Origin of the sequence: Streptomyces prunicolor (assembly GCF_045162825.1) — a bacterium.
GTDB lineage: Bacteria > Actinomycetota > Actinomycetes > Streptomycetales > Streptomycetaceae > Streptomyces > Streptomyces prunicolor.
Genome location: NZ_CP108676.1, coordinates 9,655,609 through 9,674,805, shown reverse-complemented (window position 1 = coordinate 9,674,805; position 19,197 = coordinate 9,655,609). Strand labels below are relative to the sequence as shown.

The following is a 19,197-nucleotide window of genomic DNA, read 5'->3' as shown; positions in this document are numbered from 1 at the left end:
GAACACGCCGTGCCGGCACAGCCGGTTGCGTGCGGTACGGCCTTCGGTGCATCTCCCCCACATTTCGGACGCATCTCCCCCGCATGAACCGGCATACTCACCAGGCTCGCACTTACGACGGCTGAGGCAACGAGGCGGATCGGTCCCGACGGCTGCGTGTGGGGCGGGAGTTGAGCGTTGGGGCCGGTTTTGCGGACTGCCCATGGCACTGGGCAGGCCGCCGCTGGAGGAACACGTCCTGGGCAACGTCTACAACGTCCACTTCGACACCTGCGTCTACCACCAGCCCGGCATCGACCTCCTCCTCGACGTCTTCCCGGGCCGTATACCCGCGCCTGGACGCCCTGTTGAAGCGCCAGGGCCGCCGACCCGCGGAGCGGCAGAGCCGCTGTGGGCTGTCACGTCGGCGCCGGGGACAGGGTCGTGCTCGGTGCGGGGCTGCCGCCGTACGACTCTCCCTGACCTCACGGGCGTCGAGCTCGGCTTCCCCGGACGCGGCACCGGCTGAACCTCCGGAGCGAGCGCTGCGTATCAACTCCGCAGGGACAGCTCGGGTTTCTGCCACGGGACGGAAGGAAAGCACCGTGCCCACACCCCCCACGTCCGACGCACCGGACGACCGCACCGCGCTGGAGCCCATCCGCGTGCTGCGCCCGCGCAACACCGACGCGCTGGCCCAGCTGCTCGACGACATACGCCAGGACAAGAACTACCGCACCCACGCGGCCGTGACCGTCCCCGTCCCACCCCCTCCGACCGACGCCGAGACAGCGGAACTCCCGCCCGTCCCCGGCGACAGGAAGGAGAAACTCCCCGCATCCGACGGCAACGCCCGTCCGCCGCGCCCCGTGGGCCGCCCGCGCCTACGGCCCGGACAACGCCGCGCGGCCCTGGTGATCGCGGTCACCGCGGCAGCCGTCGCCGGCTTCGGCTGTTCCCTCCTGATCCCCGGCCCCACCGAGGCCACCCCCGCCGCCCCGTCGGCGCGCGCGTCGGCCGCCCCATCGTCAGCGGCCCCGTCGTCGGCTGCCCCGAGCGCGGTCGGGGCAGCCGACCAACTGACCAACCCCGGCTTCGAGTCGGGCAGCGTCGCGCCGTGGAACTGCGCCGGCAACCCGGGCTCCATCGTCACCTCCCCCGTCCACGCGGGCTCCAAAGCCCTCCAGGGGGCGGTGAGTTCGAGCGACACCGCGCAGTGCGACCAGACCGTCGCGGTACGGCCGAACACCGCCTACTCACTCAGCGGCTGGGTCCGCGGCTCCTACGTCTACCTGGGCGTGAACGGCTCCACCTCCACCTGGGCCACTTCCCCCTCCGCCTACACCCGGCTGACCGTCTCCTTCACCACAGGCCCGACCCAGACCAAAGCGACCATCTACGTGCACGGTTGGTACGCACAGGGCAGCTACTACGCCGACGACATCACCCTCAAGTGATCCCACACCCGCACGTCGAACCACGGACAGCAGAGACACCGAAGGGGCAGAACTGAGGTGCTGAACGCACGTCCCCGCGTGTGCTGTTCAGGGTCACGAGCATCGCGCGGTCCCCAACTGGTCCCCACGGGAGTGGGGTTGAGGACGGGCGTTGGCCTCTCGCGAGGGAATCCCGCTCGGTCCGTCGGACCGTCAGGCAGTGAAAGCGGTCCACTGCCGCATCGATTTCACATATGCCCTGGCCATGGAACTGGACGCTCCCGGCTCACGTCGCAGCACGGTGGCCGGTTCCCGCGAGCGCCTCGCCCGGGATGATCACGCCGACCGTCTTTTCGATCTGGCCTGCCGCTTACCGAGATCTCCCGCCGGATCGACCTGCCCAGCCCCGGCCGCTCCGCGCGAGTGGCGCGTACGCCTCGCCTTCACCGGGACGCAGGAGACTGGAGCGTCGCGTCGGGCCATCACCTCTGCTGCTCCTCGCCCAGCAGGAGCCCCGAGTCCCGGCACCAGACTTCGCCCTCGGGCGTCCAGGCGACGCGGGAGCCGAGGGCGATCCAGACACCGAACTCGCCGGGGGACGGCTCGGCGGCCTGATCCAGCCAGACGCTGTTCAGACAGATTTTCACGCCGCAGTCTTTGAACTCGGGCACTCCGCGCCAGCCGCAGTGCCACGAGGCGGTCAGCATGAGCGGGCCGAGCACGGCCACCATCCGGTCCAGTTCCTCCTCGGTGCAGTCGTCTTCGGGCTCGCTGTCGGGCCCGCCAAAGGGCGGGGTCCGGTTCAGACTGAGGGTCACACTCTCGGGCAGCGGCCAGACATCGGCCAGGTCAGGGCCTAGCCGCAGGTCCGCCATGAACAACCGGGAATACGGCTGCTCCGCGTCGAACGTGACGACACCGCGGCGCCGCAGCTCGTCCAGGAACGGTACGGCGCCGGGTTCCCTGTCCCCGACGATGCGGGCGGTGTCGAAGGAACCGAGGGCGTGTGCGTATTGCTCGGCTGTGCTGACCGGCTCCAGTTGGGGCCAGGGAATGCTGTTCCAGTCGGCCAGATCACGCATGATCGCGCGTGCCCGCGTCAGCGCGCTCGGAGCATCGGGAAAGGATTCGCACACTCGGAAAAGCGGCAAGGAACGTGCCCTTCAGCCAGGGACAGAGGCGGACGCGCCCTCACGGTACGAAGCCGTGCTCAGCGAACGAGTTGTACAGCCCGTCTTGACTGAGTCAAGGTGCGCTTCGGCCGCGTCCAAGTGGCACTGGTCCCCACCCGGTCCCCGGAAATGATCAAAAGGCCACTCCAGAACCTGTCTGAAATGGCCTCTGACCTACGACTTCGAAAAGTCGGGACGACAGGATTTGAACCTGCGACCCCTTGACCCCCAGTCAAGTGCGCTACCAAGCTGCGCCACGTCCCGCTCGCGCCGCACCCGACAGTTCGGGTGAACGCGCAGGTAAACCCTACCGCATCCGCCGGGTCACTTCGGTGGCGTCGGGGTGTCGTGGGTGCGGTACATCGCCTGGATGTCCAACTCCAGCTGGACGGTGGGGCCCACGACGGCGATGCCCCGGGCCAGCATGCTGCGCCAGTTGAGGGTGTAGTCCTCGCGGTGCAGTTCGGCCGTGGCGAGGGCGGCGCAGCGGAGTTCCTCGGCGTAGCCGCCGTTGACCGTGCCCAGGTAGGTGGTGTCGAGGTTCACCGAGCGGCTCACGCCGTGCATCGTCAGCGAACCCTGCAACGTCCACTTGCTGCCGCCCCGGTAGGCGAACCGGGTGCTGACGAAGTCGATGTACGGGTAGCGCTCCACGTCGAGGAAGTCACCGGAGCGCAGGTGGTTGTCCCGCGTGGTGTTGCCGGTGGTGATGCTGGACGCGTCGATACGGACGTGGACCCGGGAGTCGGTCATCTCCTGGGCGATCTGGATACCGCCCTGGAACCGCTCGAACCGGCCGTGCACATGGGCCATGCCGACGTGTTTGGCGATGAAGCGGATCGCGGTGTGCGGCGGGTCGAAGAGCCAGGTGCCGGGCGGCGGGAGTTCCTGGGCGCGACCGGGCTGGAGCCAGATCCGTTCCGTGGGTTCGGCTATTCCGGCGACGATCTCCAGCGTCTCCTGGTGCGGCTGGAGTCCCTGGGCCGAGACGAGGAGGCTGTAGCGGCCGGGCGGCAGCGCCGCGAGGAAGAAGCCGTACGGGTCGGTCGTACCGGAGGCGGCGACGCGATGCGAGTCGAGGGCCGTCACCGTCACCTCGGCGGAGGCCATGGGCGAGCCCATCGGGTCGACGATCTCACGGCCGAGGCCGCCCGCGCCGGGCGGGAGGGGGAGCGAGAGGCCCGCCGCCGCGGCGGAGCCGCCTTGGGGCAGCCAGCGCCTGAGCAGTGCGAGGGCCATGGTGATCACCTTTCTTCACAGCAGTCGTACGCTGCCGATCATGAAGGTTTCGGCGCCCCTGCGGGTGTCTCAAATCGAGACACCCGTTCCGCCGCCTCCCGACTTCTCGTAGCGGGTGACGATCGGCTCCAGGTAGTCCGCGTGCGGGCCCACCAGGAGCCGGAGTTGGGCCGCCGAGTGGATCAGGGCGATGGTGTCCAGCTCCGGTTCGCGTCCCTGGGCCTTCTCCGCCGCCGCCATGGCCTCGTACCGCTCGCGCAGCCCGGCCTCCGGGAGGGACGGGGCGCGGAACAGGACGCCGATGCTGCCGTTCCCGGCGCGGGTGACGTTCCAGAAGGTGAGGTCCTCGGGCGAGGTGTCGATGCCGGTCTCCTCGATCAACTCCCGTGCGGCGTGGCGGCGCAGGGCCCTCATGTCGAGCGGCTCGTCGCCCTCGGGCGGTTCGAGCGAACCGCCGGGCAACTGCCAACGCCCGGGTGCAGCCGTCGAGTTCGACATTCGACCGACCAACAGGCGCCCGTCGTCGGCCGGTTGGAGAACGGCGACGAAGAACGACGGCAGCCACGAGGTGGAACCCGGGACGCGGCGGAGGGCGAAGTGCCGGTACGTCGTCCTGACCCAGGAGACGGTCAGGTCGTCCGGCCCCTCCCGCTCCGTGCCCGCGCACACCAGGACGGGCCCGTCGAAGAAGCTCGGGTTGACCCGTACCAACCCGTCCCACACCTCGTTCATGGCCTGCCGCTCCTCGGGCGTGAGCCGAGGAGCAGCGGTCTCGACGAGCCGGAGCCGCTGCACGTCAAGGAGTTCCCCGCCAGAACCCCGTGCGCTCTGTTCGATCATCACCTCATGCTGGCATACCGACCACGTCAGTTGAGGGCACCGGGAGCCATCACCGACGCTTCCTCCTCCGCCTTCAGGAGCGCCGACCCGGACCCGCCGACGGTCGTTCCTCCGCTACGGCCGGACCGTCGCGGCACCAGGAGCGCGGCCAGCGCGGCGCCGAGGAGCAGCACCGCCAGCAGCGTGAACCCGTGGGTGTACCCGGAGTCGTAGGGCAGGCCGGACGGCTGGAGGTGGCCGGTGACCAGGACGCTGGTGACCGCGGCGCCGATCGAGCCGCCGATGGTGCGGATGTTGGCGTTCATGCCGGTGGCGGCGCCGGTCTGCTCGGGCGGGACGCTGCCGACGATGAGGTTGGCCATGGAGGCGAAGGCGAGTCCGATGCCGAGGCCGAAGATGCCTGCGACGAGGGCTATTTGCCACTGCTGGTCGTGCCAGAGGGCGAGGATCGCGCAGGCGAGCGCACCGAGGGCGGCACCGGTGGTGAGCAGGGCCTTGGCGCCGAAGATCGGTTCCAGGCGGCCGCTGAGCACGCCGGAGACGAACATCGCGAGCAGCATCGGGAGCATGAGGAGTCCGGACGCGGTCACGCTGGCGCCGAAGCCGTAGCCGGCGGACGAGGGGGTCTGGACGAAGCCGGGCAGGAAGGACCAGATCGCGTACATGCCGGCGCCGAACAGCAGCGCGGCGGTGTTGGTGGTCCACACGGACGGCAGGCGCATCACCTTCAGGTCGATGAGCGGGCTGCTGGAGCGGGCCTCCGAGAGCAGCCAGGCCGCGAAGAGTACGACGGCCGCGGCGAAGAGGCCGACGACCCGCACGGAGCCCCAGCCCCAGATGCTTGCCTGGCTGAGCGGGAGCAGCAGGGCGACCAGCCAGCCCGAGAGGAGTACGGCGCCGAGCCAATTGACGTGTCCCTGGGCGCGGTTGGGCGACTCGGGGACGTAGCGCACGGCGATGAGGGTGGTGGCGGCGACGATGCCGACGGGGAACCAGAACAGCCAGCGGTAGTCGAGCGCGGTCACGATGGGCCCTGCGGCCACCATGCCGACGCCACCGCCCGCGGCGATCACGGCGGACAAGTTGCTGATGCTGCCGGGGACTTGGGACGCGTCGAACTCGTCCCGGATGATGCCGAAGGACAGCGGGAACAGCGCGCCGCCGACGCCCTGGACGACCCGGGCGATGATCAGCACGCCGATGTTGGGCGCGAGTGCGGCGACCAGACAGCCGGCCAGCACCGCGACGAGGACGGCGACGAGGGTGCGCTTCTTGCCGACCAGGTCGCCGACGCGGCCGAGTATCGGGGTGAAGACCGAGGCGGACAACAGATAGGCCGTCATCACCCAGGTCGCGGTGGATTGCGAGGTGTGCAGCGCGTGCTGGACGGTCGGCAGGGCCGGCGCGATCAGCGACTGCAGCATGGAGAACACGCCGGCACCGGTCGCGAGGACCGCGAAGGTGAGGCGGGAGGACTTGCGGGGCATCGAGAGCCTCTCCGGAACAAGCGAACGGGGGTGCGCCCGCGCATGGCTCTACGGCGGAACGCGCCCACACTGCTAAAGTGGAGGTACCCCTCCACCATAACGGAGGCACACCTCCGGTTCAACCGGGCCCCACCCCAGGGAGGCACCCGTGACGGCCCAGCCGTTCCCCGTCAGCGAGATCGTCGCGGCCCAGAGACCACACCGCAAGGACGCCGCCCGCAACTACGACGCCCTGCTGACCGCGGCCCGCGAGGCCTTCGCGGAACACGGCTCGGAGGCCTCTCTGGAGGACATCGCGCGGCGCGCGGGCGTCGGCATCGGCACCCTGTACCGCAACTTCCCGACCCGCCGGATCCTCTTCGAGAGCGTCTACGCGAACGAGGTGAACGCGCTGTGCCAGTTCGCCCTGGACGTCGCCGACCGGGAGCCGTGGGAGGCGCTGACCGCGTGGCTGAACCGCTTCGCGGGCTATGTGCTGACCAAGCAGGCGGTGCGCCAGGCGCTGGAGAACGAGTCGGAGATCTTCGAGACCTGCCGTGAGTCGATGTTCTCGGCGGGCGGCCCGCTGTTCGAGCGCGCGCAGAAGGCGGGCGTGGCCCGCACGGACATGGACTTCGGTGATCTGCTGCGGATGGCCGCCGGCATCACCGGGACGAAGTTCGTGGACGACGCCCAGCGCGACCGCGTCCTGGCGATCGCGCTGGACGGCGTCCGCACGAACCACTGACCGCACGAACCACTGACCGCACGAACGACTGACCGCGCGAACGACTGACCGCGCGGACCGCTGAACAGCCGTTTACGCGGGGGGCGTTCCCGCGTACGCCGCGCGCAGCAGCGCGAGTACGCCCTCCTCGGTGACCGGCCGGGGGTTGGCGTAAGCCTGGCTCACCGCCTGCGCGGCCGCCGTCGCCAAGTCGCCCTCCTTCAGGCCGAGTTCGGCGAGCGAGCGCGGTGCGCCGAGCCGCCGAGCCAGATCCCACAGGGCGCGCGGCGCGTCCTCGGCGTCCAGCGCGCGGGCCACGACGGAGCCCGCCAGCGGTGCGGCGGGCGCGTTGTACGCCAGCGCGTACGGCAGCACCACCGTGTGCGTCTCCGCGTGCGGCAGGCCGAAGGTGCCGCCGAGGACATGGCACAGCTTGTGGTGCAGGCCCATGGTCGTGGCGCCGAGGCAGGAACCGCACAGCCACGCCCCGTACAGCGCACGGCTCCGGGCCTCCAACGACCGTGGCTCGGCGGCCAGTTCGGGCAGTGCGCCCGCCAGCGCGCCTACGCCCTCCTCCGCCATGAGGGCGATCACAGGCGAGGTGTCCGGGGCGTACAGGGCCTCCACGGCGTGCGCGATCGCGTTGATGCCGCTGGTCACCGTGAGCGGTACGGGGAGTTCCAGGGTGAGTTCGGGGTCGTAGACGACACTGCGGGGCAGGACGGCGGGGTCGCGGCCGGTGCGTTTGGCGCCGTTCTCGGTGAGGCCCCAGACCGGGGTCATCTCGGAGCCGGCGTAGGTGGAGGGGACGGCGATCAGCGGAAGGCCGGTGCGCAGGGCGATCGCCTTGCCGAGGCCGACCGCCGAGCCGCCGCCGACCGCGACACAGCCGTCGGCCCCCAGCGTGCGCGCCAACTCGACCGCGCGGTCGGCGACTTCGACCGGGACGTGCATCTTCGCCTCCGCGTGCAGTCCGACGCACGCCTCCCCCAGCGAGTCGGCGACCACCTGCGCTGTGTCGGCACCCCGCGCGCCGGAGAGCACCAACACCCGCCGCAGACCGAGCCGTTCGGCCTCTCCGGCGGTCGCGGTGAGCGCGGCGCCGGGGCGGAACACGACGCGCATGGGCTGGGCGTCGTAGGCGAAGTCCAGGAAGTTCTTCACGCGCGGTCCAGGACGAGGTCGAAGCGGGCGTGGCGGAAGGGGTTCTCGATGCCGAACTCCCTTGCCAGGGAAGAGTCGTCAGTCGGGGTGAAGTCCTCGACGAGGCTCTGTTTGACGGCGAAGACGGCGTCGGAGTCGAGGTAGTCGCTGCCCGCTACGAAGATGTGGGTGGTGACCGGGGCATGACCCTCGGCCGAGGCGATGAAGTGGATATGGGCGGGGCGGTAGGGGTGGCGGGCGGTCGCCTTGAGGAGTTCGCCGACCGGGCCGTCCGTGGGGATGGGGTACGGGCTCGGGACGCAGGTGCGGAACCAGAAGCGGCCCTCGGCGTCCGCGGTGAACAACCCCCGTCCGTTGCCCGGAGGTTGGACGTCCGGCTGCTGCACGTCGTAGAAGCCGTTGCCGTCGGCCTGCCACACGTCGAGGACCGCGCCCGGCAGCGGGGTGCCGTCCCCGGAGACGATCCGGCCGCTGACCACGCAGGGCTCGCCGCCGCCCACCAGGTCGATGTTCGCGCCGAGTTCGCGGACCGGGGACTCGGTCATGTGGAAGGGGCCCAGCACCGTCGACTCGGTGGAACCGGCCGCTCGGTCCCCGTTGATCGTCTCCACCAGCATCGACAGGCCGAGCACGTCCGACAGGAGGATGAACTCCTGCCGGGTGTCCGTGCACATCTTCCCGGTCTCCGTCAGGAAGCCGATCGCCCGCTCCCACTCCGCCTGGGTCAGGCCGGTCTCCCGCGCGAACGCGTGGAGATGCCGGATCAGGCCGGTCAGCAGTTCACGCAGGCGGGGATCGGCCGTCCCCTCCAGACTGGCGACGGCCTCGTCCGTGACGGTGACGTCAGTGGTCATTACGGCTCCCTATCCTGCGCGAACTGCCCCTGTGTGAAATGTCAGCCGTGCCCGAGGATGCGTCGCAACGCGTCCGTGAGCAACTGTTCGGCGTTCTCGGCCGCGTCGGCGTGGCGGAAAGCGACATAGCCGTCGGGGCGGACGAGGAGGGCGCCCGCCTCGGACACCTCACTCAGGCGGGCCCAGTCGCCGTACGGGTCGTCGTACTCCTGGCCGGGGCCGATCACGACCGTCGCGATGTCCAGGGACTGCGCCTGCGCCGCGCGCACCCAGGCCTCGCCGCCGATGCCGGTGAGGAGGGTGAAACGGCCCTTGCCGACCGTGTCCAGGGTCGAGACGGTGCGCGTGCCGGACGTGATCCAGGCGTGCGGGAGCTTGGCGCCGGGGCGGGAGCTTGGCTGGTGGTACAGCTCGCGGTCGCGTTCGAAACCGGGGTCGGGCGTGCCGTCGGGCACGACCGCGGTCGAACTCTCCGCGGAATAGCGCTGGTTGAGGTCGACGCCGTGCGCGTTGAACTCGTACACCTTGAAGGCGATCGCCTCGCGCAACGCGGCCCGCTGCTTGGCCGCGGCGGCGGTTGAGTCCTTGCGGGCCTCGATGTTGGCCCACAACTGCTCGGGCGTCTGCGGGGAAAGGCCGTCCAGCGCCTCGAAGATGGGGGCGGTCTCGCCGATGGACTTGTTGGCGCGGGTGACGATCTGCTTGCCGACGGGCGCGCGTTCGGCGTCGTAGGTGTCGAGGAGTTTCGGCGTGGCGGTGCCGTCGAGGACCAGCTTCAGCTTCCACGCCAGGTTGTAGGCGTCCTGGATCGACGTGTTGGAGCCGAGCCCGTTCGACGGTGGGTGGCGGTGCACGGCGTCACCGGCGCACAGGACCCGGCCGTTGGCATACGTCTCGGCGTACATCTCGTTGACCGTCCACGCCGAGGACGACTTGATGGTCACCGGGATCTCGTCGTCACCGACCAACTGCCGTACGACGGACAGCGCGTACTCCTCGGTGAGGTCGGGGGCGCCGGCGCTCACGTCGTAGCCCCACACGATCAGCCACTCGTTCCACGGCTTGACGCAGCGCACCAGGCCCGCGCCGATGCCGCCGACGGTGGCGCCGGGGGCGAGCACCCAGTAGAGGGTGGAGGGCCGGTGAGCGGTGTATTTCGACAGGTCCGCGTCGAAGACGATGTTGATGCTGCCCGCGACCCCCATCTGACCGCCCATCGGCAGGCCGGCGTCCTCTGCGACCTGGGAACGGCCGCCGTCCGCGCCGATGACGTACTTGGCGCGGATCTGGTACTCGTCGCCGCGCAGCCGGTCCTCGACGGTGACCGTGACGCCGTCCTCGTCCTGGACGAAGGACTTGTAGACCGTGCTGAAGCGGACGTTGGAGCCGCGCGCTAGCGCCGCGTCGATCAGTACCGGCTCCATCAGGTGCTGCGGCATGTCGCACATCCGGGTCGGGCTGGCCAGGTCGTGGGCGGCCTGCACGAGCGGGTCGTTGCCCCAGGAGCGGATCCGGCCCAGCTCCTCGCCGGCGAGGCTGGTGCAGAACGTGGTGTTGCCCATCAGATGCTGCGGCGTCGCCTGGGCCAGCACCTCGTCCTCGACGCCGAGGTCGCGCAGGATCTCCATCGTGCGCTGATTGGTGATGTGCGCGCGGGGCGTCCTGGTGAGGCGCGAGTAGCGCGTGACGACGATGTGGGGCACGCCGTAGGTGCTCAGCGCCAGCGCGGCACAGGCGCCGGCCGGGCCGCTGCCCACGATCAGTACGTCGGTCTCGACAACGTGCACGGCGGGACGCTCCAGGGGTGAGGCGGGGGTACGACGGAGGTGGGGCAGGTGGAGACAGGCTGAGACAGAGGTGAGGCAGAGGTGAGAAAGGCACCGACTCTTCACGATCATGATGCGGGCCGGACCTGCGCGGGTGTCTCATTACGAGACAGTTACAGCCCCGCGGCGGTCGCCGCCACGGGCCCGATACGGTGAGAGGCGTCATGACCACCGTGGAGCACTCCCCCGCCCTCGCCCCGCTGCGCCAGGCGCGCGAGCGGTTCCTGAGCGACCGCCCGCTGCCCGACGACGTCCCGGACGAGGTCCTCGCGGCCTGGCGCCGCGCCCGCTTCTTCGGCGTACGGCACGACCTCGATGGACCGGTCCACGATCCCGAACTCCCGGCCGATTCAGCCCTGTTGGAGGCCGCACGGCCCGTACTGGAGCGCATCGCGCCGGCGCTCGGCCACTCGGCGATGCTCCTCACCGACGAGCGGCTGCGAGTGCTGTGGACCACGGGCGAGGTCCCCGGCGACGACCGCTGCCGCGACCTGTCCGAGCGGGAGGTGGGCCACAACAGCGCGGCCCTCGCCCTGCGCACCCGGCACCGGGCCGAGGTGCACGGCCCCGAGCACTTCCTCGACGTGTGGCAGGACGTGTCCGCGGTCAGCGTGCCGCTGCTCGCCCCGGATTCCGGGCAGGTACTGGGCACGGTGACCGTCGCGTCCGCCCTGTGCGCTGGCTGCGGCCCGCACCCCGGGGCCGCCCTCGCCGAGGCGGCGGCCACGGCGGTGGAGGCGGAACTGCTCGCCCGCTCCCACACCGCCGAACGGGTGCTCCTCGACGCCTACACCCGGGCAGCCGCCCATGGCCCGGACCGCGCCGTCGTCGCCCTCGACGGCCGCAACCGCCTCGTCAGCGAGGCCGCGGTGCGCCTTGCGACACCTCAGGTACTGGCCGCGCTGGAACGGTCCAGCACGAGCGAGCGAGCTTCCGGCGCACGGGCGCCCCACGACTCACGGCTGCCCCACGACTCACGGCCGCCTCAGGACACCGGGTGCGGTGCGGTTGTGGAACGGTCCCACGACGCCGGGTGCGGTCCGGTGGTGGAGCGGTCCAACGGCGCCGGGGGCGGTCCGAGCCGGAAGCGGTCGCCCGACGCCGGGGACGGTCCCGTGGTGGAACGGTCCCACGGCACCGGGTGCGGTCCGTCGTTGGAACGGTCCCACGACGCCGGTTGCAGTCCGGTGCAGGAGCAGCCCTACGACCTGACGCTCCCCGACGGTGCCGGGTGCACCGCCGAGATCACTCCCGTACGGCATGAGGGCCGCGTCCTCGGGATCGTCGCCGTACTGGAAGCGCGCGCCGCCGAGGTGCCGGTGCCGCGTCTCGTGCCGCGCCCCGCGCTGGCGCTCGCGGGTGGTTCGGTGCCGTGGCGACACGCGGTCGCCCGGGCGGTGGAGCTGGCTCGGGTCCCTGAGCCGCTGCTGCTGACCGGTGAGCGCGGGAGCGGCAAGACCGCGCTGGCCCGTGAACTGCTCGGCGAGCGGGAGCCGTTGGTCGCCGATGCCGCCGAGTCACCCGAACTCGGCGTGAAGTACAGCGAGTTGGCCGACGGCCGCCCGCTGCTCCTGCGGCACGCCGAACGGCTGGCCCAGCCGGACGTCGCCGCGCTCAACTCCCTGCTGGACGAACACCCCGACGTGTACTTGCTGGTCACCTACACGCCCGGTACTCCCCCGGGCCCGTGCTTCCAGCGCCTGCTGGACACCCTGGCGGCCCGGTCGGTGACCCTGCCCGCGCTGCGTGAACGACCGGAGGACGTGCGGGAGTTGCTGCCGGTCCTCGCGCCCCGCCCGGCCCCGGGACAGCCGCCGCTCACCTGGACGCTGGACGCGTTGCGCGCCCTGGAGGAACACCCCTGGCCCGGGAACGTCACCGAACTCGCGCATGTCGTCAGGGCGTTGGCGGAGCATCGGCGGGTCACCGGGCCCGTGCGGCGGGCCGAGCTTCCCGACCCCGTCCGGGAGCGGCCCGCGGCCCGGCGGCTCAGCCCGATGGAACACGCCGAACGCACCGCGATCCTGGCGGCGTTGCGCCGGCACGGGGGCAACAAGGCGCGGGCGGCTGCCGCGTTGGGGATCGGCCGGGCGACGCTGTACCGCAAGCTGCGCGGTTACCAAGGCATCTCGTAGGCGATCGCGGTTTGCCGAACGGGCAAAGGGGCCGAACGAGCCGAACGAGCCGAACGAGCCGAACGAGCCGAACGAGCCGAACGAGCTTATTTGATCAGGGCGTTGGCCACGACGACCACCACCCCGAGCAGCGCGTCCACCGCCCCGATGGCAACGGCCGCCGCCCAACTCCGCGCCGACCAGCGGGCGGTGACCAGCCCCAGGCAGAACAGCAGCGCGATGTTGAGGACGAAGGCCGCGTACTCGACGCCGTTCGCGGGCCACCAGCCCCAGCCGGCCCCGGCGAGCAGCAGCACGGTGGGCAGCGCGGCGGCGACCAGGGGCCACTCGTCGCGCAGGGTGCGCAGGGCGTCCCAGCGGCGGTGCGGGGCGCGCTCGGCGATGTAGTGGGCGTATCCGTGGGCGAGTGCCGAGGCGGCGGCGGTCACCAGCAGCCACAGGGCGTCGTAGCGGCGGCTGGACCTGTCGGTGTGGCCGTACTGGGTGAGCGCGGCGACCATCGAGCAGGCGAGGACGGCGCCGTAGACGCCGCCGAAGAGGATGTTCTCCCGGGTTGCGTGGGGGTGCGGCTGCGAGTGTGGGTGCGGCTCGGGGACGGCTGCCGTGGTCTGCGCCATGCCCTCCACGATCACCCGGCCCCGCCCGGGCCGCCACTCCGCGACGAAGTGTCCTCCGACCTGGGCCGATACCCCACACAGTGTCCACGCCTGGACCGGTCCACCCCGGCTAGGGTCTCGGCATGACGCACAGTTTCGTAGTCCGCATCCCCGACGCCGAGCTCGAACCCGAGCCGCTCGATCCGGCGCAGATCGTCTCCGGTACGCCCGAGGTCACCGGGAAGGTGGTGTGGGAGTCCGAGGACGGCAAGCAGGTCCGCGGGATCTGGCAGATCACCCCGGGTGTGGTCACCGACACGGAGGCGGACGAGCTGTTCGTCGTGATCAGCGGTTCGGCCACGATCGAGGTCGAGGGCGGCGAGACGCTGACCGTCGGCCCCGGGGACATGGCCGTGCTGCGCGAGGGCGACCGTACGACGTGGACGGTGCACGAGACACTGCGCAAGGCGTACGCGATCAATCTGTGAGCGGGCTCAGTCTTTGAACGGGGTCAACGCGGCTGCGCCGTAGGCAAGTTGTAGGGCGTGACGACCTGGATCGCGGACGGCAGGGTCGGCCCCGCGGGCGGCAGCGCGTCATGGGCGCGCATCACTATGCGGCAGGCCTCGCGGACGTCCTGGCGCAGGTCGTGGTGGAGGACCGCGGACAGGCGCTGCTCGTGCAGCAGCCGGGTGTTGTCGTGATCGAGGTCGTGCGCGACGAACACGGCGCACTCGCGGCCCAGGTCGGCGAAGGCGCGCAGGGTCGCGATGTTGCCGCCGCCGATCGAGTAGACCGCGCGGATGTCCGGGTCGCGCTTGAGGGCGGCCCGGACCAGCTCGTACTGGGTGGCGTCCAGGCCGTGGCCCTCGGTGATCTCCACCAGGGCGCGTTCCGGGTAGCGAGCGCGCATGGTGCTGCGGAAACCCATCTCGCGCTCCTCCTCGTTGCGGAAGAAACCGCTGCTCAGGCTGGTGAGGACGTTGCCGGGGCGGTCCCCGAGCCACTGGCCCATCAGATAGGCGGCCGTCGCGCCCGCCGCCCGGTTGTCTATGCCGACGTAGGCCAGCCGGGCGCTCGCGGGCAGGTCGGTGACCAGGGTGACGACCGGGATACCGGCGGCGACGAGCCGGCCGACCGCGGCGGTGACCTCGGGGACGTCCGGCGCCTTGAGGATGACGCCCTGCGAGCCGCGCCGGACGATCCGGTCCAGGGTTCCGACCAGTTCCTTCACCGGCGCGGTCTCCCGGAAGTGGAAGCGTGAGCGCACGACGGCCGGGTGCAGGTCGGGCAGCTCGGCCTCCAGCGCGTTCCGTACGGCGGTGGAGAAGCGCTCCGGCGTCTGCATCACGATGTCGATCATGAACGTACGGCCGACGAGCCTGACCTGGGTGCGCTGCCGGTCGAGATCGGCGATGGCCTGCCGTACCTCACGCTCGGTGCTCTCGCGCACACCACCCCTGCCGTTCAGCACCCGGTCCACGGTGGCCTCGCTGAGACCCGCCTGACGTGCGATTTCGCGGATGGGGAAGGGGTGGCCCACCGGTCGTCTCCTTGAGGGGTTTTTGATGGCTTGCTGCTGGTTGTTCGAAGGGTTTGTACTGACAAGAATGACAGGACCGCACCGCTCCGTGACCCGAGGGGACGACGATGTCCTTCACATCAGCAGAAACCCGCGCCTGGCTCACCGAGCAGGACTGCGACCTCGACGCCTTCCGCACCCTCGTCGAGCAGCCGACCGACCTGGCCGACTTCCCGTACGCGTCCTCGGTCGACCGGAACGTCCTCGTCTACGACAGCGACCGGCTCCGCAAGTCCGTGGCGGCCGGTGAGCACCGCGAGGTGCAGGCCGAGCTGGTGCGGGCGTTCGCCGAGGGGCCCGGCATCGTGGTCCTGCAGGGTGCCTTCCCCGACCTGTCGGTCGTGGACCGTTCCACAGAGGTGTTCGAGGCACTGATCGCCGAGCAGCGCGCCTCGGGCGCGGGCGCCGGGGACCACTTCGCGAAGCCCGGGGCCAACGACCGGGTGTGGAACGCGCTGGAGAAGGCCGCGCTCTACGACCCTGAGGCGTTCGCCGACTACTACGCGAACGACATCCTGGCCCTGGTCTCCACCGCCTGGCTCGGCCCCGGCTACCAGGTCACCTCGCAGATCAACGTGGTCCACCCGGGCGGCGCCGCGCAGACCGTGCACCGCGACTACCATCTCGGGTTCCTCACGAACGAGGTCGCCGCCGAGTATCCGGCGCACGTGCACCGGCTCTCCCCCGTGCTCACGCTCCAAGGGGCGGTCGCGCACTGTGACATGCCGGTGGAGTCGGGGCCGACGATGTATCTGCCGCACTCCCAGAAGTTCGAGTCGGGCTATCTGGCGTGGCGACTCCCGGAATTCCAGGCCTACTTCGAAGCGAACTACATCCAACTCCCGCTCGCCAAGGGCGATGCCGCGTTCTTCAACCCGGCGCTCTTCCACGCGGCCGGCACCAACCGCACGGCGGACGTGCGGCGCATGGCCAACCTGCTCCAGGTGTCCTCCGCGTTCGGGCGGGCGATGGAGACGGTGGACCGCGAGGCCGTCACCAACGCCGTCTTCCCGGTGCTGCTCAAGCGCAAGGCCGAGGGCGTGGGCGAGGAGTGGCTGGACACGGTCGTCGCGGCGAGCGCCGAGGGCTACCCGTTCCCCACCAACCTCGACAACGACCCGCCGGTCGAGAGGCTGGCCCCGCCCTCGCAGGCCGACCTTGTGCGGCGCGCGGTGCGTGAGGGGTGGGACCCGCAGGCCCTGCGCGGGGAACTGCGGGCCGGTGCCGAGCGGCGCGAGAGCTGAGAACCACCATGGGATCCACGGAACGTACAGGGCTCACGGGGCTCCTCGACGGCAAGGTCGTCCTCGTCAACGGCGGCAGCCAGGGTGTGGGCGCCGCGATCGTCCGAGCGGCGGTGCGCGAAGGCGCGGTGGTGTCGTTCACCGGCCGCCGCGCCGAAGTGGGCGAGAAGCTCGCCGCGGACACGGATGCGCGCTTCCTGCGGGCGGACCTCTCCGATCCGGCGCAGGCACGCGACAGCGTCGTACAGACCGTAGAGGCTTATGGGCGCGTCGACTGCCTCGTCAACGCGGCGGGGCTGACGTCACGCGGCTCGCTGCTGGACACCACTCCGGAACTGTTCGACCAGCACATGGCGATCAACCTGAAGGCGCCGTTCTTCGCGATGCAGGCCGCGGTGGCCGACATGACCGCACGCAAGGCACCGGGCACGATCGTCAACATCGGCTCCAACTGCGCCCACGGCGGGCCCCCTTACCTCGCCCCGTACTCCACGGCCAAGGCCGGACTGGCAGGGCTCACCCGCAACGCCGCGCACGCACATCGCTTCGACCGGATCCGCATCAACACCGTCAACATCGGCTGGACCGACACCGAGGGCGAGGACGCCACCCAACGCGCCTTCCACGGCGCGGGCGACGACTGGCGCGAGCAGGCCGCCGCCCGTCAGCCGATGGGCAAGCTCGGCCAACCGGACGAGATCGCCGACTTCGTGGTGTTCCTGCTGTCCGACCGGTCCGGGGTGGTCACCGGTTCGGTGATCGACTGGGACCAGAACGTCCTGGGCGCCCTCGACTGACCGTCACCGCCCGGCAATTGACCCGCCGCAAGAAAACTGCCGCACGAAACCCGCATCCCTCAAGAAAGCAAGAGCCCTCATGCGCATCGGAATCCTCGGCCTCGGCCGCATCGGCGCCTTCCACGCCGAGACCCTGTCCGGACTCGACGTCGTCGAGTCCCTCGTTTTCGCCGACCCGTTCGCGGAGGCCGCGAAGAAGGCCGGCGAGCGGTTCGGCGCGGAGGTCGCGGACTCCCCCGAGGCCGTGCTGGCGGCCGGGATCGACGGTGTCGTGATCGCCGCGGCGACCGACGCCCACCCTGGCCTGATCCTGGCCGCCGTCGAGGCGGGCATCCCGGTCTTCTGCGAGAAGCCCGTCGCCAAGACGATGGCCGAGGGTGTCCAGGTCCTCAAGGCCGTCGAGGGCAGCGGCGTGCCGATCCAGATCGGCTACAACCGCCGCTTCGACGCCGGCTTCGTCGCCGCGCGTGCCGCCGTGCAGTCCGGCGAGCTGGGCAAGCTGCACACCGTGCGCTCGACGACGCTGGACCCGGCGCCGCCGCCGGCCGCGTACATCGCCGCGTCCGGGGGCATCTTCCGGGACTGTTCGGTCCACGACTTCGACATCATCCGCTGGGTGACGGGCCGCGAGGTCACCGAGGTGTACGCGGTCGGCGGCAACCGGGGTGCCGAGTACATCAAGGAGGCGGGCGACGCCGACACCACCGGCGCGATCCTCACCCTCGACGACGGCACCATCGCGGTGGTGTCCAACTCCCGCCACAACGCCCGGGGTTACGACGTCCGCATGGAGATCCACGGCTTCACGGACTCCATCGCGGTGGGCCTGGAGGACAAGCTGCCGCTGCGCTCGGTCGAGCCCGGCGTGACGTTCCCGGCGGGCGTCCCGCACGACTTCTTCATGGACCGGTTCACGGCCGCCTACCGCACCGAACTCACCGCGTTCACCGAGGTCGTGGCCGGCACCCGCACCTCGCCGTGCACGGTCGCGGACGCCCTGGAGGCCGGCTGGATCGCCGACGCCTGCACCCTGTCCCTGCACGAGCACCGCCCGGTCACCATCCAGGAGGTACGGGAGGCATGAGCGGTCCGGGCCGGGAACCACTGCGCATCGGAGTACTGGGAGCGGCTCGGATCACCGAGCAGTCCCTGATCGGTCCGGCCCGGACGACCGGCCACCGCATTGTCGCGGTGGCCGCGCGGGACCGGTCCAGGGCGGAGGCGTACGCCGCCGCGCACCGCGTCGAGCGGGTCGCGGACTCCTACGCCGACCTGATCGCCGACCCTGAGGTGCAGGTCGTCTACAACCCGCTCGCCAACGGCCTGCACGGACCGTGGAACCTCGCCGCGCTCGCGGCGGGCAAGCACGTCCTGTCGGAGAAGCCGTCGGCGAGCAACGCGGAGGAGGCCGCCGAAGTAAGGAGGGCCGCCGCGAAGTCCGGCACGGTCTTCATGGAGGCCTTCCACTACCTCTTCCACCCGGTCACCCGGCGCCTGCACGAGCTGCTGGCCTCGGGTGAACTCGGCGAGCTGCGGCACATCGAGACGCTCGTCGCGATCCCGGCCCCGCCGGACACCGACCCGCGTTGGTCCCTGGACCTCGCGGGCGGCGCCGTGATGGACCTGGGCTGCTACAGCCTGCACGCCCAGCGGATGCTGGCCCCGTGGGCGGGCGGCGCCCCGCAGTTGGTGAAGGCCCGCGCCGGCGAACGCGCGGGCGCCCCGGGCGTCGACGAGTGGCTGGACGCCGACCTCGCCTTCCCCAGCGGCGCCACGGGCTCCGCCCGCTGTCATATGGCGTACGACAAACTGGAGATGAGCTGCCGGATCATCGGCAGCCGGGGTGAGGCGCTCGCGCCGAACTTCGTGCTCCCCCAGCTGGACGACCGGATCGTCATCCGCACGACGGACGGCGAGCGCACGGAACGGCTGGGCCGACGGTCGTCGTACACCTATCAACTGGAGGCGTTCGCCGCCAGGTTGAGGGAGGGCGCACCCTTGCCTCTCGGCCCGGACGACGCGGTGGCGACGATGACACTCATCGACGAGGCCTACCGCGCGGCGGGGTTCGAGGCACGGCCGCGCGTGCCGATTCTGTCGTAGACGCACGTCGGGGGCGGCACGTGGTCGCACGTGCCGC

General features: G+C 70.9%; 17 protein-coding genes, 1 tRNA gene and 1 pseudogene. 9 read left to right on the top strand and 10 right to left on the bottom strand.

The features are described 5' to 3' along the window. The first annotated feature begins 202 nt into the window (after positions 1–202). Both OG588_RS43840 and OG588_RS43835 read left to right on the top strand, forming a co-directional pair. Positions 203–508, top strand: a complete 306-nt coding sequence (locus OG588_RS43840; protein WP_405952122.1) for a hypothetical protein — start codon at positions 203–205, stop codon at positions 506–508. Between the two features lie 340 nt (positions 509–848). Further along, positions 849–1,430: pseudogene (locus OG588_RS43835) on the top strand (carbohydrate binding domain-containing protein); the annotation flags it as partial. A gap of 467 nt (positions 1,431–1,897) precedes the next feature. Here the strand turns inward: OG588_RS43835 and OG588_RS43830 are convergent. From OG588_RS43830 to OG588_RS43810, 5 genes are all read right to left on the bottom strand, one after another. After that, on the bottom strand, positions 1,898–2,497 hold the full coding sequence (locus OG588_RS43830) for a hypothetical protein (RefSeq protein WP_405952121.1): 600 nt from the start codon (positions 2,495–2,497) through the stop codon (positions 1,898–1,900). Between the two features lie 280 nt (positions 2,498–2,777). After that, a tRNA-Pro gene (locus OG588_RS43825) sits at positions 2,778–2,851 on the bottom strand. A 60-nt stretch (positions 2,852–2,911) separates the two neighbouring features. Then, positions 2,912–3,826: a YceI family protein gene (locus OG588_RS43820; protein ID WP_405952120.1), complete on the bottom strand. Its 915-nt coding sequence runs from the start codon at positions 3,824–3,826 to the stop codon at positions 2,912–2,914. A 69-nt stretch (positions 3,827–3,895) separates the two neighbouring features. Next, entirely contained in the window at positions 3,896–4,666 is a 771-nt protein-coding gene (locus OG588_RS43815) for an NUDIX domain-containing protein (RefSeq protein ID WP_405952119.1), read from the bottom strand. 26 nt (positions 4,667–4,692) lie between these two features. Further along, the gene (locus tag OG588_RS43810; RefSeq protein WP_405952118.1) at positions 4,693–6,153 is read right to left on the bottom strand and encodes an MFS transporter; all 1,461 of its coding nucleotides are present in this window, start codon (positions 6,151–6,153) and stop codon (positions 4,693–4,695) included. A gap of 148 nt (positions 6,154–6,301) precedes the next feature. Between OG588_RS43810 and OG588_RS43805 the strand changes: the two genes are divergently transcribed. Next, the gene (locus tag OG588_RS43805) at positions 6,302–6,880 is read left to right on the top strand and encodes a TetR/AcrR family transcriptional regulator (RefSeq protein ID WP_405952117.1); all 579 of its coding nucleotides are present in this window, start codon (positions 6,302–6,304) and stop codon (positions 6,878–6,880) included. Positions 6,881–6,952: 72 nt separating this feature from the next. Here the strand turns inward: OG588_RS43805 and OG588_RS43800 are convergent, their stop codons facing one another. Genes OG588_RS43800 through OG588_RS43790 form a run of 3 tightly spaced genes read right to left on the bottom strand, consistent with a single transcriptional unit; the run spans position 6,953 to position 10,664 of the window. Further along, positions 6,953–8,023: a maleylacetate reductase gene (locus OG588_RS43800; RefSeq protein ID WP_405952116.1), complete on the bottom strand. Its 1,071-nt coding sequence runs from the start codon at positions 8,021–8,023 to the stop codon at positions 6,953–6,955. Next, positions 8,020–8,877 (bottom strand): intradiol ring-cleavage dioxygenase, encoded by an 858-nt coding sequence (locus tag OG588_RS43795; RefSeq protein WP_405952115.1) that lies wholly within the window; start codon positions 8,875–8,877, stop codon positions 8,020–8,022. The genes OG588_RS43800 and OG588_RS43795 overlap by 4 nt, the downstream gene beginning before the upstream one ends. A gap of 41 nt (positions 8,878–8,918) precedes the next feature. After that, entirely contained in the window at positions 8,919–10,664 is a 1,746-nt protein-coding gene (locus OG588_RS43790) for an FAD-dependent oxidoreductase (RefSeq protein WP_405952114.1), read from the bottom strand. Between the two features lie 203 nt (positions 10,665–10,867). Between OG588_RS43790 and OG588_RS43785 the strand changes: the two genes are divergently transcribed. Next, positions 10,868–12,838 carry a helix-turn-helix domain-containing protein gene (locus OG588_RS43785; protein WP_405952113.1) on the top strand — a complete coding sequence of 657 codons (1,971 nt, stop codon included), beginning with the start codon at positions 10,868–10,870 and terminating at the stop codon, positions 12,836–12,838. An 86-nt stretch (positions 12,839–12,924) separates the two neighbouring features. Here OG588_RS43785 and OG588_RS43780 read toward each other — a convergent pair whose 3' ends face one another. Further along, positions 12,925–13,455, bottom strand: coding sequence for a hypothetical protein (locus OG588_RS43780; protein WP_405952112.1), 531 nt, complete (start codon positions 13,453–13,455; stop codon positions 12,925–12,927). Positions 13,456–13,577: 122 nt separating this feature from the next. Between OG588_RS43780 and OG588_RS43775 the strand changes: the two genes are divergently transcribed. Beyond that, entirely contained in the window at positions 13,578–13,922 is a 345-nt protein-coding gene (locus OG588_RS43775; RefSeq protein ID WP_033279190.1) for a cupin domain-containing protein, read from the top strand. 23 nt (positions 13,923–13,945) lie between these two features. On the opposite strand, the gene OG588_RS43770 is transcribed toward OG588_RS43775, so the two are convergent. Next, positions 13,946–14,977: a LacI family DNA-binding transcriptional regulator gene (locus tag OG588_RS43770; protein WP_405952111.1), complete on the bottom strand. Its 1,032-nt coding sequence runs from the start codon at positions 14,975–14,977 to the stop codon at positions 13,946–13,948. Positions 14,978–15,084: 107 nt separating this feature from the next. On the opposite strand from OG588_RS43770, the gene OG588_RS43765 reads away from it, so the two are divergent. The 4 genes from OG588_RS43765 to OG588_RS43750 all read left to right on the top strand — a co-directional run bounded on the left by OG588_RS43765 (position 15,085) and on the right by OG588_RS43750 (position 19,160). Further along, positions 15,085–16,260 carry a phytanoyl-CoA dioxygenase family protein gene (locus OG588_RS43765; protein ID WP_405952110.1) on the top strand — a complete coding sequence of 392 codons (1,176 nt, stop codon included), beginning with the start codon at positions 15,085–15,087 and terminating at the stop codon, positions 16,258–16,260. 8 nt (positions 16,261–16,268) lie between these two features. After that, a complete protein-coding gene (locus tag OG588_RS43760; protein ID WP_405952109.1) occupies positions 16,269–17,057 on the top strand; it encodes an SDR family oxidoreductase in 789 nt (262 codons plus the stop codon). Between the two features lie 79 nt (positions 17,058–17,136). Continuing rightward, positions 17,137–18,141: a Gfo/Idh/MocA family oxidoreductase gene (locus OG588_RS43755; protein ID WP_405952108.1), complete on the top strand. Its 1,005-nt coding sequence runs from the start codon at positions 17,137–17,139 to the stop codon at positions 18,139–18,141. Beyond that, the gene (locus OG588_RS43750) at positions 18,138–19,160 is read left to right on the top strand and encodes a Gfo/Idh/MocA family protein (protein WP_405952107.1); all 1,023 of its coding nucleotides are present in this window, start codon (positions 18,138–18,140) and stop codon (positions 19,158–19,160) included. The genes OG588_RS43755 and OG588_RS43750 overlap by 4 nt, the downstream gene beginning before the upstream one ends. Positions 19,161–19,197 lie beyond the last annotated feature (37 nt).

Coding starts and splice junctions, on each gene's coding strand:
- OG588_RS43755 (WP_405952108.1), top strand. CDS start 17,137: ATGCGCATCGGAATCCTCGGCCTCGGCCGCATCGGCGCCTTCCACGCC.
- OG588_RS43785 (WP_405952113.1), top strand. CDS start 10,868: ATGACCACCGTGGAGCACTCCCCCGCCCTCGCCCCGCTGCGCCAGGCG.
- OG588_RS43795 (WP_405952115.1), bottom strand. CDS start 8,877: ATGACCACTGACGTCACCGTCACGGACGAGGCCGTCGCCAGTCTGGAG.
- OG588_RS43775 (WP_033279190.1), top strand. CDS start 13,578: ATGACGCACAGTTTCGTAGTCCGCATCCCCGACGCCGAGCTCGAACCC.
- OG588_RS43780 (WP_405952112.1), bottom strand. CDS start 13,455: ATGGCGCAGACCACGGCAGCCGTCCCCGAGCCGCACCCACACTCGCAG.
- OG588_RS43810 (WP_405952118.1), bottom strand. CDS start 6,153: ATGCCCCGCAAGTCCTCCCGCCTCACCTTCGCGGTCCTCGCGACCGGT.
- OG588_RS43840 (WP_405952122.1), top strand. CDS start 203: ATGGCACTGGGCAGGCCGCCGCTGGAGGAACACGTCCTGGGCAACGTC.
- OG588_RS43820 (WP_405952120.1), bottom strand. CDS start 3,826: ATGGCCCTCGCACTGCTCAGGCGCTGGCTGCCCCAAGGCGGCTCCGCC.
- OG588_RS43815 (WP_405952119.1), bottom strand. CDS start 4,666: ATGATCGAACAGAGCGCACGGGGTTCTGGCGGGGAACTCCTTGACGTG.
- OG588_RS43830 (WP_405952121.1), bottom strand. CDS start 2,497: ATGCGTGATCTGGCCGACTGGAACAGCATTCCCTGGCCCCAACTGGAG.
- OG588_RS43760 (WP_405952109.1), top strand. CDS start 16,269: ATGGGATCCACGGAACGTACAGGGCTCACGGGGCTCCTCGACGGCAAG.
- OG588_RS43765 (WP_405952110.1), top strand. CDS start 15,085: ATGTCCTTCACATCAGCAGAAACCCGCGCCTGGCTCACCGAGCAGGAC.
- OG588_RS43750 (WP_405952107.1), top strand. CDS start 18,138: ATGAGCGGTCCGGGCCGGGAACCACTGCGCATCGGAGTACTGGGAGCG.